The organism is Pseudoalteromonas sp. PSi26 (assembly GCF_054960575.1).
On record NZ_JBHNYT010000005.1, the window covers coordinates 224,882 to 244,925 of the forward strand.

The window sequence follows — 20,044 nt, forward strand, 5'->3', positions numbered from 1 at the left end:
ATTAATGTAAACAAAAGTAATGACCGATTTGATTTCTCACCAATCAAAAGTGCCAATTGCTTCATAAATTGATGAATCAACACCATGATGTTGGCAAAAAGGAATCAAAGCCTCGTTAGATTGTTTATACAAAAGCTTTTGCTGAACAATAAACAAAACATTACCCAACTTGTCATCAGGCGCTTGAAGCTCGCTAGAGTTTATAATTAATGAACACACTTGAGAGCTATAACCCCAAAGTTTCATCACATAAGCAGAAATGTGTAAATAAGAAATGCCGTTTTCAGGTAACGTCTCTTCTGCACTTAAATCACTTTGCTCTTCTCCTCCAAGCTTTATTAATTTGCCAACAAAACTTAACAGTGCAACAGAAAAAAGCAGCGCCTGCTCTTTTTGACTCATTTTTATATGTTGTGCAAATTTTTTAACACAGCTCGCGTAATGTGTAGCTTGAGATAAATGTTGTTCATGCTCACTCGCAGGTAAACGTGTTTGGCTGTCCTGAGCTACTAATAACGATGTACTAATTGATAATAATATAGTTGTGCCAAGGCGAGACACCGCTTCTTCAATTGAACTCGTTTCACGCGTAAACCCTAAGTAAGCCGAGTTAGCGAGTTGTAGTAATTTAGCCACAATAATTGGCTCTTTAGCTACCACTTCAGCAACGTTAGCCAAGTCGAAATCGTCACTGTTTATTAGGTTGTTAAGCTCTTTAAGTAGTAAAGGGTAAACAGGAAAACTAGGCATTGAGCCTAACTTGCGTCTCATCGTATCTGAAAATGGCAACCCCTTTAAATCGGCAACATTTTCAAACAATAAGATTAAATTATCTTTATTAAATGGCTTTGCCAGGTACATATGCACAACGTTACTTTGCCGCATTTTTGAAGTTAACGATGAATCGCCTGTTAGCAGCGCCCTAACCGGGTACGGGTTTTCAGTTAAGCAGCGCTCTAACACATCAAGTCCGTTAATATGCGGCATTAAATAATCGCTTATGACTAAATCAATGGTTTTATTTTCTTTAAGGACTGCCCAAAACTCATCTAACTCAGTAACCGTAATTACGTCTGCAACAGGGTAAATTCGATTAATTGTTCTTTGAAGAGCCTTTAAAATAAAACGCTCGTCGTCAAATAAAACTATGGTCATTGTGTTCATTGAGTTCATTGAGTATCGCACTTATTTTTAATCGTTAAATAGCGACAAAACTCATCAGCATGCAAAGGTTTAGAAAAATAAAAGCCTTGAATATAATCACACCCCAGCTTTTCAACTAACTTACATTCGTGCACGGTTTCAACACCTTCTGCAATTACTTTAAGGTTTAAATCATGCGACATGCGCACAATGTTTCTGATCATGCTTTGCATTTCAAGTGATGAGTCCAAACCACTAATAAGCTCTTTATCTAATTTAATCGCATCAATAGATAACTTAGAAAGATACGCAAGCGATGAATAACCAATGCCAAAATCGTCAATTTGCACTTCAAAACCCAAGTCGCGTAGCCTTGTTATTTGCAGCTGACATTCGTGTAAGTCATCCATTAAATACGTCTCTGTAAGCTCAAACTGAATACTTGATGCACACAGGCCATTTTCTTTTAGGCGCGCTAGCATAAAGTCTATCCATTCAGGGTCTTCTTTAATTTGCCGAGCAGAAAGGTTTATAGCGAGTTTACCTACTTCAACTTTTTGCTCTTGCCAAGTTTTAAGCTGCTTAAAACTTTGAGAAATGACAAATCGGCTAATAGCAATAATTTGGCCATCGCATTCTGAAATAGGTATAAATAAACCAGGAGACACCCACCCATACTTTGTTGGTTCGTACCAACGAATAAGCACTTCGGCACCACTTACTTTATGTGTTGTTAAATCTATTTTAGGCTGAAAACATAAACTAAATTCTTCGTTATCAATTGCTTTAAAAAGTAACCGGCTTAACTCAAAGTTTTTTCGGTAGTCATTCACAAGCTCTGCATCAAAGCGGGTAAAAAATCGTTGCTGTTTTTTAGCCAAGTAGTTCATATTCAAACTAAGGTGATTAACTAACTCTTTGCCCGTTAAAACATCGTCAGGAAAAATGCCGTACACACCATAAAGCTCTAAACTCATTCCTTTGTAACGTTGGGGGATAGCCTCTGTAAATAAGGTCATTGTTTTATTAAGTGCGGCAAGTAATGTGGCATCGTTACTTGCGTGAGGCACAGATAGCATAAACTGGTTAGAGTGCTTTTGACACATTTTTACCTTCTCACCAAAGGTATTGTGCAGTACTTTTGCAAGCAAATGTGTAAATTCGTAAGCGCTTTGGTAATCTAATAAATCCGCTATAAGTTCAAATTTAGCAATACCGATAAAAATAACCGTGTAACTGGTATTTTCACTTTCATAATCATTTAGCTGTTGATAAAAAACGGGCTCTTTAATAAGAAACTCACCAAAGCTTTCTATTAAAAATTTGTTACTCGATTTACTCGGGTTAACCGACAACTTCAGTAACTGACAAAAATCATCAGACCAATATCGCTCCAAAATGAACTCGTATTCCTTTTCGCTCTCGGGACATTTACGAGCAATAAATAGCATGTCGGTTTTGTTATTTAAAAAAGCCGTTAAGTCAGTTTTGTTTTGCTGTGAATCTATACTGGTTATGTAATCATCAACATAGCTGTATAATCCAGGGAAAATAGTCTGGGCGGGGGCATTAAAGCGAGTTATTTTGCCTTCCTCATTTATTTCAATAAGTGCCGTTACGCTTCCAAGTAGTAGTTGATCACGCTCGTGCTGTGCAATGCGTTTGCAATACAGCCTTTGTGCTTGTTTAATTGTGTCAACCAGCTCACCTTCGCCCCATGGCTTTTGTAAAAATTTAATCGCAAGCCCTTGATTAAGAAGCTCAACAACCGAATTAAAATCAGCATGACCACTAAGCACTATGTTTATTATATCTGGCCAATGTTTTTTGGTTTCTCTTAGTAAGTCGGCCCCTGTCATTTTAGGCATTCTGTAATCGGTAATAATCACCGACACATCATGTACTTTTAAGTAAGCCAGTGCTTGTTGTCCACTAGTCGCTAGCCCTACTTGTTTAAAGCCGGCGCGCTTTAAAACGCGCTTTAAAGAGCGTAAGACATTTTCTTCATCATCAACCAAAAGGATACTAGGTTCCACTATTGGCTCCCATTGTTATTTAATCTCAAATAAAGATTAAAACGGCTAATACGACAGCGAATAAAGCACTTATCGTCATTTAAATTGTTATGGCTATAACTTACATGTTTTTTTACATAACCCTATTGCAAAAATATCGCTTGCTATTTACAAATCAAAAAGCAACCCTAAAAAACTAAATAACCCAACAAAAAGCAATACAATATAACTAGAAAGATACTAACGTATATTAATAAATACCTGCAATACGTATAAGGTCTTAATGTGCACGGCTAAAAATTGCCATTAACTAGATTAATTTAAAGGCGCTTCAAAGGTGTTAAACACAAACGTAAAGCAAGTGCCTTCCCCCTCTTTGCTCAACACATCTATACCTGCCTCATGCTCCTCAATAATTGTATACACCTCAGACAAACCTAACCCCGTTCCTTGTCCAATTTCTTTGGTTGTAAAAAACGGATCAAAAATGCGTTCCAAGTCAGACTCTGCAATACCGGCACCAGTATCTTTAATTATTAATGTTATTTTGTCGCCATGTTGCTTACAGTCAATGGTAAGCGTTCCTCCAGTGTCCATAGCTTGCAACGAATTTAAAATCACATTAAATAAGAGCTGCCTTATTTTGCCAGCTTTACCCTTTATAAAAACCGGCTCTTGGGGTAAGTCTTTTTCAACCTGAATTTTATATTTAAGCTCATTTTTAAGCACAACTAGCGTAGATTCAATTTCGGCGCATAGGTCTACTTCTGTCCAACTTTCTTCATCGCTTAATGCAAAATCTCGTAAGCTATTAACAATTTTTTTAACTCGCTCTGCGCCATCTAGCGACTCATCGAGTAGCTCTGGTAAATCTTCTAGTATAAAGTCAACACCCTGGCGTTCGTATACATCCTCAAGTAACTTTATAAAGCGATCCTCAGCCTGTTTTACAATGATTTTTTTTTGTGTCTGCGTTGTTTTTATTAGTTTTAGCGCATAATCCTTGAGTGTTTCTAGGTTTGAGCTCACAAACCCTATTGGGTTATTAATTTCATGTGCAACCCCTGCAGCCAACTGACCTATAGACGCCATTTTCTCTGACTGGAGCATTTTCTTTTGCGCTACTTTTAACTCTTGATGCAGTGCCTTTAATTGTTGATGCTCGTCTTCTAGCGCATTTTTTAAATCAGATTGCTGAATAAAATAACTGGCCTCTGCGGTTACATCTGTCACAAAAATACTGACATGCGTCACCTCCGCATTTTCATTTGATAGCGGCATAAATTGCACATTTTGGTACATTTGCGACTCATCCCCGGTAATAGGACGACTGCTTCGCATGGGGAATACATGGGGGCGTTGTTGCCAGTAACTAAAGCTTGGGTTTTTTAAAATAAATACACTGTCAATTTTACGTTTTAAAAAACGCGCTTGCTCTTCAAATACAGTTAATAGAGGTTGGCCAACTAAATCGGGTTGGCGAATGGTTAATCCACCTAAAAACGTAGGGTTAGCGAAAGTGATTGTCATATCCTGATTTATAATACAGGCACCAATAGGAAGTTGATCAATGACACGTTCAAACTCGCTTTTTTCCATCAATCCTCCAATAAGGCTTTGATTGGTATTAACAGCTGTTCTATAGACCCTTCACTTAAGCCAATGAGTATGCGCGCATCAAATTGCATTTGCTCAATAAAAAATTCAACTTCTATAATTAAAATAGACGACCACTCATTACTATGAGCAGATTGCACCGGATAATAAAACGCAGGCATATTTAATTGCGTTGATAACTCAAGCTGGCTGGTAAAGCCTTGTAAGCAAGCAGCAGATAAAATGTTGGTAATTTCTAAAACAAGTTCTTCTGTTGCGGCTTCATCGAGCGGTAAGTCAAAATCCATCACTTGAGCCAACGCATTGCAACCGTCTTTGTGCATGCTCATTATCACTTCACCACGAATGGTGCCTGTGAACGACTGCCGGGCAAACCAGTTATTTGAAAGGCTATTAATCATTCCCTGAAAATCTTCAGGAGACATTGCTTGAATAGCAGGAATAGACAAAGACACTTTGGTTTGAATCAGTCGAGCAAGCGCATCGGCCGCTTGCCCCATAGAAATGTTCATTATTTCTTGAAGCGCATCGCGCTCGTCTTCGTTTATTTCAATCATAATAAGCCAACATCCAGCAAGGTTTCGCGTAATTGGTCGGCTTTTAAAGGCTTTTGTAAAAACCTAAAAGCGCCCATAGAGCTAACAAGCGCCTGTGCTGCAGGTTGAATATCTGCACTAATGACTATAACAATGGTTTTTTGATGCTCTTGATGCAGCTCTTTTAACACTTCAAAGCCATCCATTTGTGGCATTTGCAAGTCTAAAAACAGTACCTCCGCTAACCCAGCATGCACAGCGTCTAGCGCTTCAACTCCATTTTTAGCTTCGTGAATCGTAATATCCCAATCTTCAGGAAGTGCGCGTTTAATTGTTTTTCTTGAAAGTGCTGAGTCATCAGCTATTGTAACCGGTATTGGCATACAGTCCTCGCTATACAATATTAGTACGTAACCTTCTGTTTTAGAGTAGAAGTAATTAGTAATTTCTGCAAAAAAATAGCCTAAAAATTCGCTTTTTACGCTGGGTTTTTATTGTTTTTTTATGCATTTTAAATTCACGCATTAATAAAATTTGTTGTGGTTAATAAAATCTGCCAATTCAGTTGTTTATAAGCCGAGGTTAGACTAAATTTAACCGTATATCAGATTTGGCTGGCTTTACTTTTATGCAAAAAACCTCTGAACTAGAAGAATTTAACAACAGACCTGCCCACATTTTATGCCTAGACGACGAGGCAAGTGTTTTAAAGTCACTTGTACGACTATTACGGATGAACAAATTTAATGTGGTTGTATCGACCGACGGACACGACGCACTTCAAAAAATGTCAGCCACACAGTTTGATGTGGTCATAAGTGATATGCGTATGCCCAAAATGAGCGGCGCAGAGTTTTTAGCAAAAGCAAAAAAGCTAGCCCCTGATACACAACGTATTTTATTAACCGGCTATTCTGATCTAGAGTCAACGGTTAGCGCAGTAAACGATGGGGGGATTAACGCCTATATTCAAAAGCCATGGCAAAACGATCACTTAATTAGTGTTATAAAATCAGCAGTTGAAAAGTTTCGCTTAAAAAAGCACAACGAACTACTTCAAGCACATGTCAAAAAACAAAATGCGCAATTAACCGAACTGAATCAGTCGTTAGAACTCAGAGTAGAAAAGCGCACAAAGCAAATAAAACAAGTGCTCAGGCAGCTTGAAAAAGCAAATGAACGAGAAAAAAACGAGCATAAATCTACTGTAGAGCTGCTTTATAATTTTATTAATGCAAACCCTTATCTCGATGGCAACAGAGCACAAAACATTGCCAATACCTGTACTCATATTGCCTTGTATTTAAATGCATCACAAAAAAGTATCGAACTTGCGCCAACTGCGGGTTACCTAGCACAAATAGGATTGCTAGCCATGGACCCCGATCTTTATAAAAAACCAGTGAATAAACTAACCGAAGCACAACGCAAAACCTTTTACACACACCCAAGCACCGCGCAACTAATGCTTATGCCTGCACTGCATTTACACGATGTATCTGATGCTATTTACTATCAATATGAGCGCTATAACGGCAACGGGTTACCAAAAGGGCTTTCGGGTAACGAAATACCCATTGGCGCCATGGTATTAAGCGTTGCACGTGATTATTGGGAAGCTTATGAGCAAAGTGTGGGCGACAACGAGGCCGAACACCACCAGCACGCACTCGACACTATAAAACTTTACAGCGGTACGTTTTATCATCCAAAAATTGTGCGAGCACTTGAAGCCAGCCACAACAAAATGAAAGAGAAGAAAAGCACAGCGGGTTCGGTCACTATTTGTAATGCTCAAGAGCTTAAAGAAAATATGGTATTAGGGAACTCGATACAAAGTCACACTGGCATTATGTTATTACCTAAAGGCCACGTGTTTAGCCGTAAATCAATTGAAAAGCTACAACAGCTTGAAGCAAAAAAACCAACCCCCTTTAGAATTATGATTAAAAGCGCTAAATGATTGATCTAAAGCAGGCTTTTTTTCGTTACAATAGGCCTAAAATATACATATAACATTGCTTGAAGGAGCACAACGTGTCGCGATTTTCTGCCGTAACCGACAATCCCCACGACGGGCGTTTTAATCAAAAAACGGGAATACTACTTACTAATTTAGGGAGCCCAGACGCCCCAACGGCTGCGGCACTACGTATTTACTTACGCGAGTTTTTATCTGACCCACGCATAGTAGAAATACCACGCCTTGTTTGGATGATCATATTACATGGCATTATTCTGCGAGTACGTCCAAAACGTTCAGCAAAGTTATACAAGAGCATTTGGACAAAAAACGGGTCACCCCTCACGCACATTACGCGCCAGCAAAGCGAAAAGCTCAACACATTGTTAAAGCAAAAAGGCTACACAAACACCGAGGTTGTTATGGCAATGCGCTACGGCAATCCTTCAATAGAAGCAGGCCTTGAAGAGCTAAGAGACAAAGGCCTTACACGCATAATTATCATGCCAATGTATCCGCAGTATTCAAGCCCTACAACAGGGTCTACATTTGACGCTGTATCAAGCGTGCTGCGCAAATGGCGCTGGGTGCCAGAGCTTCACTTTATAAACGGCTATCACAAAAACACCACTTATATTGAATCGTTAGCTAATAGCATAAGCGAAGATCTAGCAGCCAATGGGATGCCGCAAAAAATTGTTTTTTCGTACCACGGTATGCCAAAACTATTTTTAGACAATGGCGACCCGTACCATTGTCTATGCTTGCAAACAACGCGACTTGTTGTTGAAAAGCTTGGCCTTGATAAAGACAATGTCATTAGCACTTTTCAAAGCCGATTTGGTAAAGCAGAGTGGTTAAAGCCTTATACCGACGCAACACTAGAAAGCCTGCCAGCTGAAGGAATTAAAGACGTTGCAATTATAAGCCCAGCTTTCAGCGCCGACTGCCTCGAAACTCTTGAAGAGTTAGAAGGCGAAAACCGCGAAATATTTGAAGAAGCAGGCGGCGAAAAATACCGATACATCCCAGCTTTAAACGACAGAGACGACCACATTGAAGCCATATTTGATGTGCTAAAACCGATGCTGTAATCAACTCAATATAATAAACAAGGCGTTAATATTAACGCCTTTTTTTACGCCCATTATTCACAAAGAGGGTAAGAGACGCTGCGCTTTTAGAGTTAGTGAAAAGCCCATCATTTACAATGCCATGGCTGAATTTACCTGTAGACGCGCAGCTTGCTGGCGTTTAAAAGCAACGCTTTTACATTTAGTCGATTTATTCGTAAACGTAACTAACTTAACACCGAGAAGTGACTAATAACTACTTTTTAACTCTGTGTAGCGCAAAGCGCCTCGGTGTGCTCTGTGGTAATATTTATTTTTAAATAACAAGAAGCTGCCGCTTCTAACGTGAGCAAGCTCTACGTCTACAAAAACAAACTAAACATTGGTATTGCTCGGCTCATTTACTTCTCATTCACTCCTCTTTGTGCATTACAGTTTTAAAAGCCAATTGATCACAAAGAGGGTAAGAGACGCTGCGCTTTTAGAGTAGTAATTAAGTGACTCGTTATTAAAACCAATAACTTAAATCAAGTAGCTTTGCTCTTCTCATTTACTCCTCATTCACTCCTCTTTGTGCATTACAGTTTTGAAAGTCCATTATTCACAAAGAGGTCAAGAGACGCTGCGCTTTTAAGTAACCCACCATCATTAACCCTTGCGAGTGATCATCACGGTGCACACTCCCGCAATAATTCCCCAAAAAGCAGATCCTACTGAAAACATCGTTAAATCAGACGCCGTCACCAAAAACGTCACTATTGCAGCCTCAGTATATTGCGAACCCGTTAACGCCTGCTGCAAACTATTAGCAATAGTGCCAAACAAAGCGATACCCGCTAACGCCAAAATAAGTGCCTGCGGCAAACTTGCCACCAAACCGACTAAAGTTGCAGCACACAACGCCATTAAAATATAAAACACACCGCCCGCAATACTTGCCCAATAGCGTTTATCCGGGTTTTTATCAGCCTCATCACTCATACAAATAGCCGCCGTAATAGCAGCTAAATTAATTGAATACGCTCCAAATGGCGCACAAAGTACATTTACCAGCCCCGTCACATTAAGCGATGCCGAAATAGGCGCTTTGTAATTATGCGCCTTTAACACAGCAATACCTGGCAGATTTTGAGAGGTCATTGTCACAATATATAAAGGTAAACCAATGCTTATACAGGCTTGTAAATTAAACGAAGGCGCAATATAGGTAAAGTGACTCATTTTCCACTGTAACGCACTGGTATCTATGTAGCCAAATTGCCACGCTAATAACACACCAACAATCAATACACTTAACATCGCAAAGCGCGCAAAAAAGCGCTTACCCACAAAATAAACCAATACCATTAACCCTATAACTAAGGGCATATCGTTCATAAAATTAAATACATCTATACCAAAAGTAACCAGCACACCCGCCAACATAGCACAGGCAAGCTCACTGGGTATTCGGTTCATTATTTTTTCAAACCATCCCGTAATCCCCGACAAAAAAACCAACAACGCGGCAAACATAAATGCCCCAACGGCTTCGTTCAAGTTATACCCCTGTGCGCTTGATATAAGCAAAGCAGCCCCAGTGGTCGACCATGCAATTAAAACAGGAACTTTGTAATAGTAAGATAAACCAATTGAGGTTGCTCCCATTACTAAACCTAGCATTAAAATCCAGCTAGCAACTAAATCAGGCGTTCCCCCCAGGGTGATCACAACCTGATAAATTAATGCAATAGAACTTGCAAAACCAATAATCACTGCCACTAATCCAGCGGTTGCTCGGTTAAGTAATTGATCTGAAAACGTCATAAATCCCTCTTGCATTTATTTTTATGCACACAACATACGTTGCGCAATTTCACATTGCAATTGGCTATTAGTGTAAGAATCGTGAATTATTTTCATTTTTATTTTAAAAAATTTTGAGCCCTTAAATTGTTGCACTTTAAAAAATAAAGAAGTACCTATAAAAGAGCCACAGACCGCATAAAACCTACAAAAAGCAATACCTAAAATGTACTAAAAACGAGCTAATCATTACTTTACAACAACTTAAAAAATCAAAAAGCAATACATTAATACTATAAAAACAAACTTGATCTAATCACCCACTTAGTATAAAACGTAACAAATAGTTAACCAAAAACACCAAAAGAGAAACAAATGAAGCGTTTAATCATTGCTGCCGTTGCTACTGCTGTACTCGCATTTGCCATTTATAAATTAGTAATCGATACCAATAAAGCCAAAGAGCCTATTGCCCCAATAGCGATCGATTTTGTGCCTGTTGATCTGCAAAAAACACGCACAAACAAAGCGCCAGCGCCTATTGATATGAGTAAAGACCCTATAAAAGCCACACCCAAAATAGAACAAACAGCCCCATTTGAAAGCTTTGACGCGGTAAACCGCTTATCTGATCGTGCAAAAGTAGTGCTTACAAATGCCAAAGTACTGCCTACCGACCTTAATAACGAAGCCTACATAGAGTTTGATCTAGCCACTTTACAAGCACTAAAAACAGGCGAAAACTTTGATTTAGCTATTCCACAAACAACCGAAACTTATACAGCCGAAGTCACTAACGTTATTGAGTCAGCAAATGGTGACAAAAGTATTTTTGGAAAAGTACTCGGCGTTGACGGACGTATGCACAACACGGTACTTACCGTTGGGAAAGACGCTATATACGGCCAATTTACTGCGCCTTCTGGAAACTACGTATTTGAAAGCAAAGGCCAATACGGCTGGATAGCAGCTAAACGCGACTTATATAAAAGCCATATTGAGCACGACGTAAGTACCCCACAACCAAAAACCGATAACACTGCCGATATGTTTGCTCCTAAAACCGACGGCTAACCACTATTCCGCCCGCTTAATTAAATACTATCGCGGATTGCTATTACCTAATTTTTTATATTAAGCCCCATTAAATGGCTGCTTAAGCGTGCTCGTTATGCTTAAGCAAAATTTAATAATAACTATATTAACCACTACAAAAGTAAGGAAATACAACAATGAAGAATGTAATCATCAAAACAGCAGTAGCAGCTGCATTGTGCGCTGCAAGCACAGCTCAAGCAGAAACGATCGATATTGGTATTTTATATACCGACCAATCGGCTGCAGCAACCAGCAATATTAATACAAAAATTAACCAGCTTATTGCATTTAGTAATCAAGTTTACAGCCAAAATGGCGTAGATATTACGCTGCGTTTAGTGGGTTCGCAAAACTTAGGCGACTACGCAATTACCCCATCAGAAGATTGGCTTAATGCAGTAACAAACAGCAGCTACGTAGATAACCTGCGCACAGGCTGGAAAGCCGATATGGTAGCAGTGCTAGGTATGGGTCAAAGTGCAGGTGCTGGCTTAATTTCATGTGGTTTAGCATGGGTTGGACAAGGTACAAACGGCAACCTTTACAGCTCTATGAGCGATCGTATGTACTCAATTACAGCGATTGACTGTGGTGCAAGCACATTTGTACACGAGCTAGGCCATAACCAAGGCTTAGCGCATTCACGTAAACAAGGTGATACGTCGGGTGGTGTTTACACTGACGGCATGGGCCACGGTGTACAAAACGAGTTTGCAAGTATCATGGCGTACCCACAAGTATTTGGTAGCGCAACACAGTACGATTACTTCTCTAACCCAAATTGGAGCGTAAACGGTATTCCTTACGGTATTACTAACCAGGCATACGCAATTCGCACGGTAACGGCAACAAAAACAAGTATTGCTAACTTTAAGTAAAATAGTAAAAGCGGGCATATGTAATGCCCGCTTACGTTATTTTGTTAGTCCCTTTGGAGCGCGTTATGCGCTCTTTTTAATGCACAACAACTTTTTGCTTAATAGCCGGCATTAACGTTTTACCATCGCCATCTACCTTATTTAATAGCTTTAAGCCCATTACTTTTGCAAGCACTGGGTAAATGTCGAGGTTATTTACTTTTTTAAGGCTTACACCTTGTTTAAATGCAGGCCCAGTGGCAATAAACGTGGCTGCCATGTCGTCTGTGTAAGCGTAACCGTGTGTGCCAACATACGTCGATTTACCCTTACTGGTAAATACAGCAGGCGCGTTAGTTTGCACTATAATATCGCCCACACGGCTCCCTTTATTATAATGATACCCAGCCAACTGCTCATCGGTTAATACTGCATAGCGGCCTTTTGCCGCGTCGCGTAAGCGTTTTTTGTAATTGGCGATGTTAGCTGGGCTGGTTTCGGGTTTTGCATAAATAAGTAAGCGAGGCCCCGTGTTTTTAACTATAAAACCGTCATCACTAGGTAACGTGTTTAACAAAATGCTTTTATCAGGGTCAACAACCGCCATACCATGGTCCGACACAATCACTAAATTCACATCTTGTTCTAATTTATTTAAACGCGCTTGCAACTGCCCCATTAACGTATCGAGCTGTTTAACTGCATCACGTGTTTGTGGCGCATCGGGGCCAAATTCGTGCCCCATGCTATCGACTAACGAAAAATAACTCGCAACAAAGCGAGGGCGCTGCGCCTTAGGTAAGCTCAACCACTGAATAATTTGGTCAACCCGGCCTTGGTACTCACTATGTTTAGAATAATGATAAAAATAGTCGGGAGTCATACCATTAAACCTCGCATCCGACTCAGGCCAAAAATACGCCGCCGACTTAAGCCCCTGCATTTTAGCTAAGTTCCACAGCGGAATGCCTTTAACCCACGTACTGTCGCCTAATGCTTTACCCATGCTGTAACATTCGTTATTACGCGCTTTGTCGCAAAATTTGTTATCAACAATGCCGTGATTTACTGGCAATAACCCAGTCACAATAGAAATATGATTAGGAAACGTTTTAGTGGGGTAAACCGGTATTAACTTTTGTGCTCTTACGCCTTTATCAGCCATGGCTTTTAAATTAGGTGCACCGTGTTTTTCAATGTAGTCCCATCTAAAACCGTCAATCGACACAAGCACTACTGTTTGCTCTTTTGCCGCAAATGCTAAATGGCTAGTTAGCACCAAAGATGCCAATATCATTACCTTTAAAAACACATACTTCATTATAAATACTCGCCTACATTAAAATGCGTTAAATACTGAAAAATATAGATTTATAATACAATTGCTGGCCCTTAAATGATACAAGCACCTGTACCTAACTCGTCTAGATGTATATATTAACAAGTAAGTATTAAAAAAGAATGACACCGCGCACTTACTTTGCCAGTCGTCAACACCAAACAAGGACACCGATGACTATCGACTTTAGTAAAAAAATAACCCCCGCGCGCATGTACCGAACCACCTCTAATTTACAAATGGCGCTTGAAAGCGACCGTGGTCGCATAATGAACAGCGCCGCTATTCGTCGCTTACAACAAAAAACACAAGTATTTCCGCTTGAGCGAAATGCCGCTGTGCGGTCAAGGCTAACCCACTCCCTTGAAGTGCAACAAGTTGGCCGCTTTATTGTACAGCGTATTTTTGCCAACCTAAGCTTTGAGCAACAAAAAGATTATGGCTTAACCGACCTAGAACGCCCACTCGAAAGCCTAGTAGAAATGGCTTGCCTAATGCACGACATTGGCAACCCACCTTTTGGCCACTTTGGCGAAGCCGCAATAAACCACTGGTTTAATACTAATTTAGCCAGTGTAACTCCCGAGCGATGTCGCGAGCCAAACACCGGCATAGGGGTTATTTTTAAGCACCTAGCGCAAGACATTTGCAACTTTGAAGGCAACGCCCAAGGCATGCGTATTATTCACTCGTTGCAAACCCTAAACCTAACCTACAGCCAAAGTGCAGGTATTTTAAAATACACCCGCCCAGCAGGGCTTGATATAAAAGACATACCCCAAAATAAAAACTACTTAATGAAAAAAGTAGGCTACTACTACAGCGAAAAAGCCTTTATTGAAGCATTACAAAACGAGTTAACCATAGAGCCCTACTGTCGCCATCCGGCCAGTTACATAATGGAAGCCGCCGACGATATATCGTACTGCCTAGCCGACATAGAAGACGCCGTAGAAAAAGGCATAATAACCATTGAGCTACTGTGCACCGTACTTAAAAATCACTATCAAAAAGTACTTATAAACCTAACCATTGACGACACCGAACACCAAGACTTTGTTAGCAAAGCGGTAAACTACGCACTAGAGCGTGGCAAAGCACAACCGTATAACTTTAATAGTGAATTTTTTATATACCTGCGTGTAGCCCTGCTGCACCCGCTAGTTAACCATGCCGCAAAACGCTTTATAGAAAACATAGAACCCATTTATCACGGCGACTTTAACCATGCCCTACTAGAAGACCGAAGCCACTTGCACGCCGTAACACAAACGCTTAAACACGTTGCCCAAGCGCATGTGTTTTCAGATAAAGAAGTAGAAAAGCTTGAGCTACAAGGCTACAGAATCATTAACGGCCTACTCGACAGCTACAAACCGCTACTGCAATTAACAAGCGACGACTTTAAACGCGCCCTAAATGGCGACAAACGCCTACTAATAGAATCAAGGCTTGTTAAAAAGCTCTCTAAAAAGCACCTAAACAGCTACCAACATGCCATAGACGCTATGCAAGAAGAGCCCGACCACTATGCAGCCTACGAATTTTATTACCGATGCCGGTTAATTCAAGATTACATTAGCGGCATGACCGACCAATTTGCCTACGACGAATACCGCAGCCTAATGGTAATAAGCTAATAAAATAGCGCTTACTCAGCGCTATTTAATAACCGCCAGGCTAAGCTTTAATATTAAAGCAAATAAGCTTAGCCATATTCGCCCGCCATTAAGCGTAATACTCCCCTAGATAATTTTTAATTTTACGCTTAAAATCAACTTATTAATGTTTAAACGCTAACCGCCCTTATGACCACTTTACTCAGACGCCTGACGCTTTGTTTTGCCTTATTTTATAGTGTTAATAGCGCTGCTTATAACGAAGCAATGTGCATACTTATAAAGCAAGAAGTACAGCAATACAGTAATAACAAAACAAGCGAAAAATACCGTAAAGCGGCGCGTGACTATAAAAAACATTGCAACAAACCTAAGCAAGTACTTACTCAGTCTAAACCAGTAGTAAAAGAGCCAGAGCCAAGCGTAATAGTAACCCAACCACAACCAAACAATGTGCAACCTGCTCCGGTTATTGAGCCCACCAACCAAACCACCGATGGGCTAATTGACGAAAAAACACTTAACTTAACCGATGAGCAAAAACAGCAAATTAGCGACATGATTGACGCTAATGCAAGCGAAATAACCATTAATATGGAGTCGGCGCAAACAACCCTCGTTGAAGAAAACGAGCCTAACAACACAGCTGCCGACCAAACACTAGCAGAGCCAATAACAACTCAAAAACCTGAACAAGCACCAGAAAAAACACAAAAAGCAACGCCAATTAAAACAACAGAGCAAGCTGCACCCGTTATACAAAACCCAGAACCAACAGTAGCGCCGGTGATAAAACCGGCGCCAGTGATTGCCCCGCAACCAGCGCGCGAGCAGCCTAGCTCGTTATTATTACCAAGTTTTGTATTGGTGCTGGTTGTGCTTATTGGCGCAATGGTGATCATTCGTTTGCGCCGCGCAAAACAAAGCAATGCCAGCGCAGCCGTTACAACAGCAAATACGCAAACACAAAATACGCAAAGCGCCGAAAAACAAACAGCTAATGTAACCTCAGAGCAACAGCAACCAAAAACCACACATAATACACCGGCACCCAGTGAGCAATCGGCTACAGAAACAGCAGAGCCAAAAGCCACTACTAACGACGCCGTTACTAATGACAAACCAAGCGAAGAAAAACCACAACCTAATACCGCTGAGTTTGAAGCCGCAGCTAAAAACACATTAGCGCGTATTAAAAACGCCAGCAGCTTTAACGAACCCCAAGTGCGCGACTTTGATCCGGATGCAAAACCTGTCAAAAAACAGCGTAAGCACAGCCCAGTAAAACCAGAGCCTGCACAAGTAACGCCGGTCGAAAACAATAAAGAGCCCATAACACACACAGAAAAACCCGCAGAGCAAACACCAGAGCCACTGCCAATAAGTAAACCTACTAATTTAGACAGCCCTGAGCCAGAAGTACCTGCAATTAAAACCGAACACGATTTTAAAGAGCCCGAAGTACGTACGTTCGACCCTAATGCGCCACTGCCCGGTAAAAAGAAAAAACCACGAAATGTAGAGCCGGCACAAACCATGCCCGAGCCACCAGCGCCAGAAAACACACCTGAACCAAAACCCGACCTTAAAGAGCCGACAGATGAGCCTAAAAAAGCAGATAACAGCAACCCGTTTGCCAACCTATCGCTTGATGCAAGTTGGGACCCAAACTCAGCCGAAAAACCTAAAATAGAAAAAAAACAACGCGCCCCTAAATCACAAGCATTAATAGAAGCAGAAGAACGCGCCAAAAAGCTACAAACAAAAGAGTAACAACCTAACTCACTACTCTTTGTGCATTACGGTCTTAAAAGCCCATTAATCACAAAGAGGTCAAGAGACGCTGCGCTTTAGAGGCAGAGCTTATTGATCTGACATAGTTGCATGAGCAAACTCGGCGTGTAAAAACCAAATTTAGGATTGTTTTTGCTCTTCTCATTTACTCCTCATTTTGTTCTCTTTGTGCAATACGGTTTTAAAAGCCCATTATTCACAAAGAGATTAAATTCAACTGCAGACGCACTTTGCTTTCGTTTAATACCAACGTTTTACATTTAGTTGATTTAATCGTAAAAGTGATTGTTTCACCACCGAGAAGTGAAGGAGAAGACCAGGAGAAGTGACTAACATTACTAGTGTTTACTCTGTGTAGCGCAAAGCGCCTCGGTGTACTCTGTGGTGATAAAAGATCACATTACCCTGTCATTTTGTCTCCTCATTTGCTTCTCATTTATTCTCTTTATGCAATACGGTCTTAAAAGCCCATTATTCACAAAGAGGTTAAATTAACCTGTAGACGTGCTTTGCTTTCGTTTAATACCAACGTTTTACATTTAGTTGATTTATTCGTAAAAGTGATTGTTCCACCACCGAGAAGTGAAGGAGAAGAGCAGGAGCAGTGACTAACCAATATTTTTTAACTCTGTGTAGCGCAAAGCGCCTCGGTGTGCTCTGTGGTGATAAAAGATCACTTTACCCTGTCACGTTGGCTGCTCATTTACTCCTCATTTGCTTCTCTTTGTGCATTACGGTCTTAAAAGCCAATGATTCACAAAGAGATTAAATTCAACTGCAGACGCACTTTGCTTTCGTTTAATACCAACGCTTTACATTTAGTTGATTTATTCGTAAAAGTGATTGTTTCACCACCGAGAAGTGAAGGAGAAGAGCAGGATCAGTGACTAACCAATATTTTTTAACTCTGTGTAGCGCAAAGCGCCTCGGTGTGCTCTGTGGTGATAAAAGATCACTTTACCCTGTCACGTTGGTTGCTCATTTACTCCTCATTTGCTTCTCTTTGTGCATTAAAGATCTAAAAGCCCATTAATCACAAAGAGGTCAAGAGACGCTACGCTTTAGAGATAAAAACTAGGTAATCTGATAAATGATTGCATGCGCAAACTCGGCGTGTAAAAACCTAAACTAAACATTGGCTGTGCCCTATTCATCATTCCTTATTAAGTTATAGCAGGTATCACGCTTTCTAGGCGCTTTATGTCAACCTCACTAATATTAGCGAAGCGCTTGAAGTGAGCCGGCCATTGGCGAACATAACACTCAATCTCAGCAATAATTTTTTTTGCCTGAGCATTATTTAAACCAAAGCGTTTAGCTTGCGACAGAATATTATCGATACTCGCATAGCGGCCATCATCACCAAGCCCTAAGCCATGCTGCTTTGAGTTATTAATTGGAGTAATATCGTAAGCAGGGCTCATGCGCCACGCTTGCTCAACAAAATTATACAAAAATGCATGGTTACGGCTGTGGTCATCTGTATTACCAATAAATACGTTAAACACCATTCGCCTAAACAGCTCAGTAGCATCATCAGCAAATTCACCTGTGTGGTGGCGAATAAACTCAGCCAATTCAGCGTAACTATAGTAAGTTGCTAAATCGCTTAACGCGACTTTAGGCTTTTGTAGCAAGCTATTAGCGCTCAAAAAATGATGAGTTGGCAAGCCGTCACTTACATCGAAACGTTCAACTAACAACACATCACCATTTTCTGTTTCATGAATACAGGTATTAGCAGTACGAATACCCAATTCATTAGCCATACACATAGCGCCATGCTCAGCCCTAACTAAATTGAACAAATCGTCTTGCCGATTAAATTTTGCCAAGTAAAGTTTATCGCCAATTTTTACCGATGTTTTAGGCCTTGCCCCCCCCATACTTTGGCCAAACTCAAACGCTTTTTTTGCCTCGTGTGAAATAGCCTTATCAGCGAGTAAATCGTCTTTAGCTTGATCTAAAAACGTTAAATCGGCTAACGTATTTTTATTAGTTTTATGCTTTGATGCACTGCGCGACAAACTAAAAACCAAAGCGCCCACACCATAGCCAGACCCAGCTAGTAAAAACTCGAGCTCATTTTTTGGCCTAGTATTATGTAATGATAATATAAGCTTACGTCCCCAAGAGTCAGCGCCGGCATCACTTAATACGCCAAATATGCCTTTATTCGCCGAATAACTAACAATGCCAGGCTTTAACGGTAAGTGCACCGGATCAAGGGCAAACGCATCTGGCCGTGCAAGGTAACTTTTACCATAATTAAACTCACCTCGGCCTGTTTGTGTGTTTAGCTTAAAAAAACCACAAATAATAGGGGTATCTTCCAAACCATCAATAAAAACATATGCCTCAGAAGTCATCATTAACCTCCTGAGTTTTACGGCCTTTGCGTTGCCTTGCATTATAACCACCAGCATCTGCAACCAACTCATTAACCTCGTCTAACAGCGAACCTTGTAGCTGAAGAGCAACTAAAGCCTCAAACAAAATATCGCTTTTTACCACCTCGCCTTGCTCAAGTTTTTGTACCGTTGAGCGAGATACACCTATCATTTTAGCAAACGTACTTTGGGTATAATGCAAAGTGCGGTGCTGACGAATTAAATCACCCAATCGATTCGCCAATTTTAACGCTTGCTCAGATCTCATAAATGCACACTTAATCAGTCATTAATATACTAATGATTACTTTAGCAGTATTTAAATTGTTTGCAAGATGCTTTAAATTGATACAAAGCAGGTTTAAAACACCGCTCAACGAAACAGCCTAGCGCCTTTCATTGGCCAGACGTTAAACTTACTAATGCGAAAGCAAATAACTCAAGCCTACTTACTTTTGCTCCTGACTTACTCCTTATTTTGTTCTCTTTGTGCATTACGGTTTTAAAAGCAAATTAATCACAAAGAGGTCAAGAGACGCTGCGCTTTAGAGTTAGTGAAAAGCTCATTTTTCAAAAGCAGTGGCTGATTGTAGCCTGTAGACGTGCTTTGCTTTCGTTTAATACCAACGCTTTACATTTAGTTGATTTATTCGTAAAAGTGATTGTTTCACCACCGAGAAGTGAAGGAGAAGAGCAGGATCAGTGACTAACCAATATTTTTTAACTCTGTGTAGCGCAAAGCGCCTCGGTGTGCTCTGTGGTGATAAAAGATCACTTTACCCTGTCACGTTGGTTGCTCATTTACTCCTCATTTG

At 40.5% G+C, this 20,044-nt stretch carries 15 protein-coding genes; 6 read left to right on the forward strand and 9 right to left on the reverse strand.

Features of this window, described 5'->3' with window-relative positions; genetic code table 11:
- Nucleotides 1–36 precede the first annotated feature (36 nt).
- From ACFI34_RS07575 to ACFI34_RS07595, 5 genes are all read right to left on the reverse strand, one after another.
- The gene (locus ACFI34_RS07575; protein ID WP_462673023.1) at nt 37–1,173 is read right to left on the reverse strand and encodes an HDOD domain-containing protein; all 1,137 of its coding nucleotides are present in this window, start codon (nt 1,171–1,173) and stop codon (nt 37–39) included.
- Nucleotides 1,170–3,179, reverse strand: a complete 2,010-nt coding sequence (locus ACFI34_RS07580) for an EAL domain-containing response regulator (RefSeq protein ID WP_462673024.1) — start codon at nt 3,177–3,179, stop codon at nt 1,170–1,172. The genes ACFI34_RS07575 and ACFI34_RS07580 overlap by 4 nt, the downstream gene beginning before the upstream one ends.
- A gap of 294 nt (nt 3,180–3,473) precedes the next feature.
- Nucleotides 3,474–4,757 carry a PAS domain-containing sensor histidine kinase gene (locus ACFI34_RS07585; RefSeq protein ID WP_462673025.1) on the reverse strand — a complete coding sequence of 428 codons (1,284 nt, stop codon included), beginning with the start codon at nt 4,755–4,757 and terminating at the stop codon, nt 3,474–3,476.
- On the reverse strand, nt 4,757–5,332 hold the full coding sequence (locus tag ACFI34_RS07590; RefSeq protein WP_008133195.1) for a chemotaxis protein CheX: 576 nt from the start codon (nt 5,330–5,332) through the stop codon (nt 4,757–4,759). The genes ACFI34_RS07585 and ACFI34_RS07590 overlap by 1 nt, the downstream gene beginning before the upstream one ends.
- Complete coding sequence (locus tag ACFI34_RS07595) at nt 5,329–5,694, reverse strand: response regulator (protein ID WP_462673026.1); 366 nt, start codon at nt 5,692–5,694, stop codon at nt 5,329–5,331. The genes ACFI34_RS07590 and ACFI34_RS07595 overlap by 4 nt, the downstream gene beginning before the upstream one ends.
- Before the next feature lie 245 nt (nt 5,695–5,939).
- Between ACFI34_RS07595 and nosR the strand changes: the two genes are divergently transcribed.
- Together nosR and hemH are read left to right on the forward strand one after the other, a co-directional pair.
- Nucleotides 5,940–7,274 carry a response regulator c-di-GMP phosphodiesterase, NosR family gene (nosR, locus tag ACFI34_RS07600; RefSeq protein ID WP_276755442.1) on the forward strand — a complete coding sequence of 445 codons (1,335 nt, stop codon included), beginning with the start codon at nt 5,940–5,942 and terminating at the stop codon, nt 7,272–7,274.
- Between the two features lie 74 nt (nt 7,275–7,348).
- Complete coding sequence (hemH, locus tag ACFI34_RS07605) at nt 7,349–8,368, forward strand: ferrochelatase (protein ID WP_462673027.1); 1,020 nt, start codon at nt 7,349–7,351, stop codon at nt 8,366–8,368.
- Between the two features lie 627 nt (nt 8,369–8,995).
- On the opposite strand, the gene ACFI34_RS07610 is transcribed toward hemH, so the two are convergent.
- Nucleotides 8,996–10,153, reverse strand: a complete 1,158-nt coding sequence (locus ACFI34_RS07610; RefSeq protein ID WP_462673028.1) for a benzoate/H(+) symporter BenE family transporter — start codon at nt 10,151–10,153, stop codon at nt 8,996–8,998.
- Between the two features lie 354 nt (nt 10,154–10,507).
- Here ACFI34_RS07610 and ACFI34_RS07615 point away from each other — a divergent pair, with 354 nt between their 5' ends.
- On the forward strand, nt 10,508–11,206 hold the full coding sequence (locus ACFI34_RS07615; RefSeq protein WP_462673029.1) for a hypothetical protein: 699 nt from the start codon (nt 10,508–10,510) through the stop codon (nt 11,204–11,206).
- A gap of 158 nt (nt 11,207–11,364) precedes the next feature.
- On the forward strand, nt 11,365–12,108 hold the full coding sequence (locus ACFI34_RS07620; RefSeq protein WP_006793508.1) for a zinc-dependent metalloprotease family protein: 744 nt from the start codon (nt 11,365–11,367) through the stop codon (nt 12,106–12,108).
- A gap of 76 nt (nt 12,109–12,184) precedes the next feature.
- Here the strand turns inward: ACFI34_RS07620 and ACFI34_RS07625 are convergent, their stop codons facing one another.
- Nucleotides 12,185–13,408: an alkaline phosphatase family protein gene (locus tag ACFI34_RS07625; protein WP_462673030.1), complete on the reverse strand. Its 1,224-nt coding sequence runs from the start codon at nt 13,406–13,408 to the stop codon at nt 12,185–12,187.
- A 191-nt stretch (nt 13,409–13,599) separates the two neighbouring features.
- On the opposite strand from ACFI34_RS07625, the gene dgt reads away from it, so the two are divergent.
- Nucleotides 13,600–15,066 carry a dGTPase gene (gene dgt / locus ACFI34_RS07630; protein WP_462673031.1) on the forward strand — a complete coding sequence of 489 codons (1,467 nt, stop codon included), beginning with the start codon at nt 13,600–13,602 and terminating at the stop codon, nt 15,064–15,066.
- Nucleotides 15,067–15,234: 168 nt separating this feature from the next.
- The gene (locus tag ACFI34_RS07635) at nt 15,235–16,818 is read left to right on the forward strand and encodes a cell surface protein (RefSeq protein WP_462673032.1); all 1,584 of its coding nucleotides are present in this window, start codon (nt 15,235–15,237) and stop codon (nt 16,816–16,818) included.
- Between the two features lie 1,184 nt (nt 16,819–18,002).
- Here the strand turns inward: ACFI34_RS07635 and ACFI34_RS07640 are convergent.
- Both ACFI34_RS07640 and ACFI34_RS07645 read right to left on the reverse strand, forming a co-directional pair.
- The gene (locus ACFI34_RS07640; RefSeq protein ID WP_462673061.1) at nt 18,003–19,208 is read right to left on the reverse strand and encodes a type II toxin-antitoxin system HipA family toxin; all 1,206 of its coding nucleotides are present in this window, start codon (nt 19,206–19,208) and stop codon (nt 18,003–18,005) included.
- Nucleotides 19,198–19,497, reverse strand: coding sequence for a helix-turn-helix domain-containing protein (locus ACFI34_RS07645; RefSeq protein WP_058405273.1), 300 nt, complete (start codon nt 19,495–19,497; stop codon nt 19,198–19,200). The genes ACFI34_RS07640 and ACFI34_RS07645 overlap by 11 nt, the downstream gene beginning before the upstream one ends.
- Between the last annotated feature and the right edge of the window lie 547 nt (nt 19,498–20,044).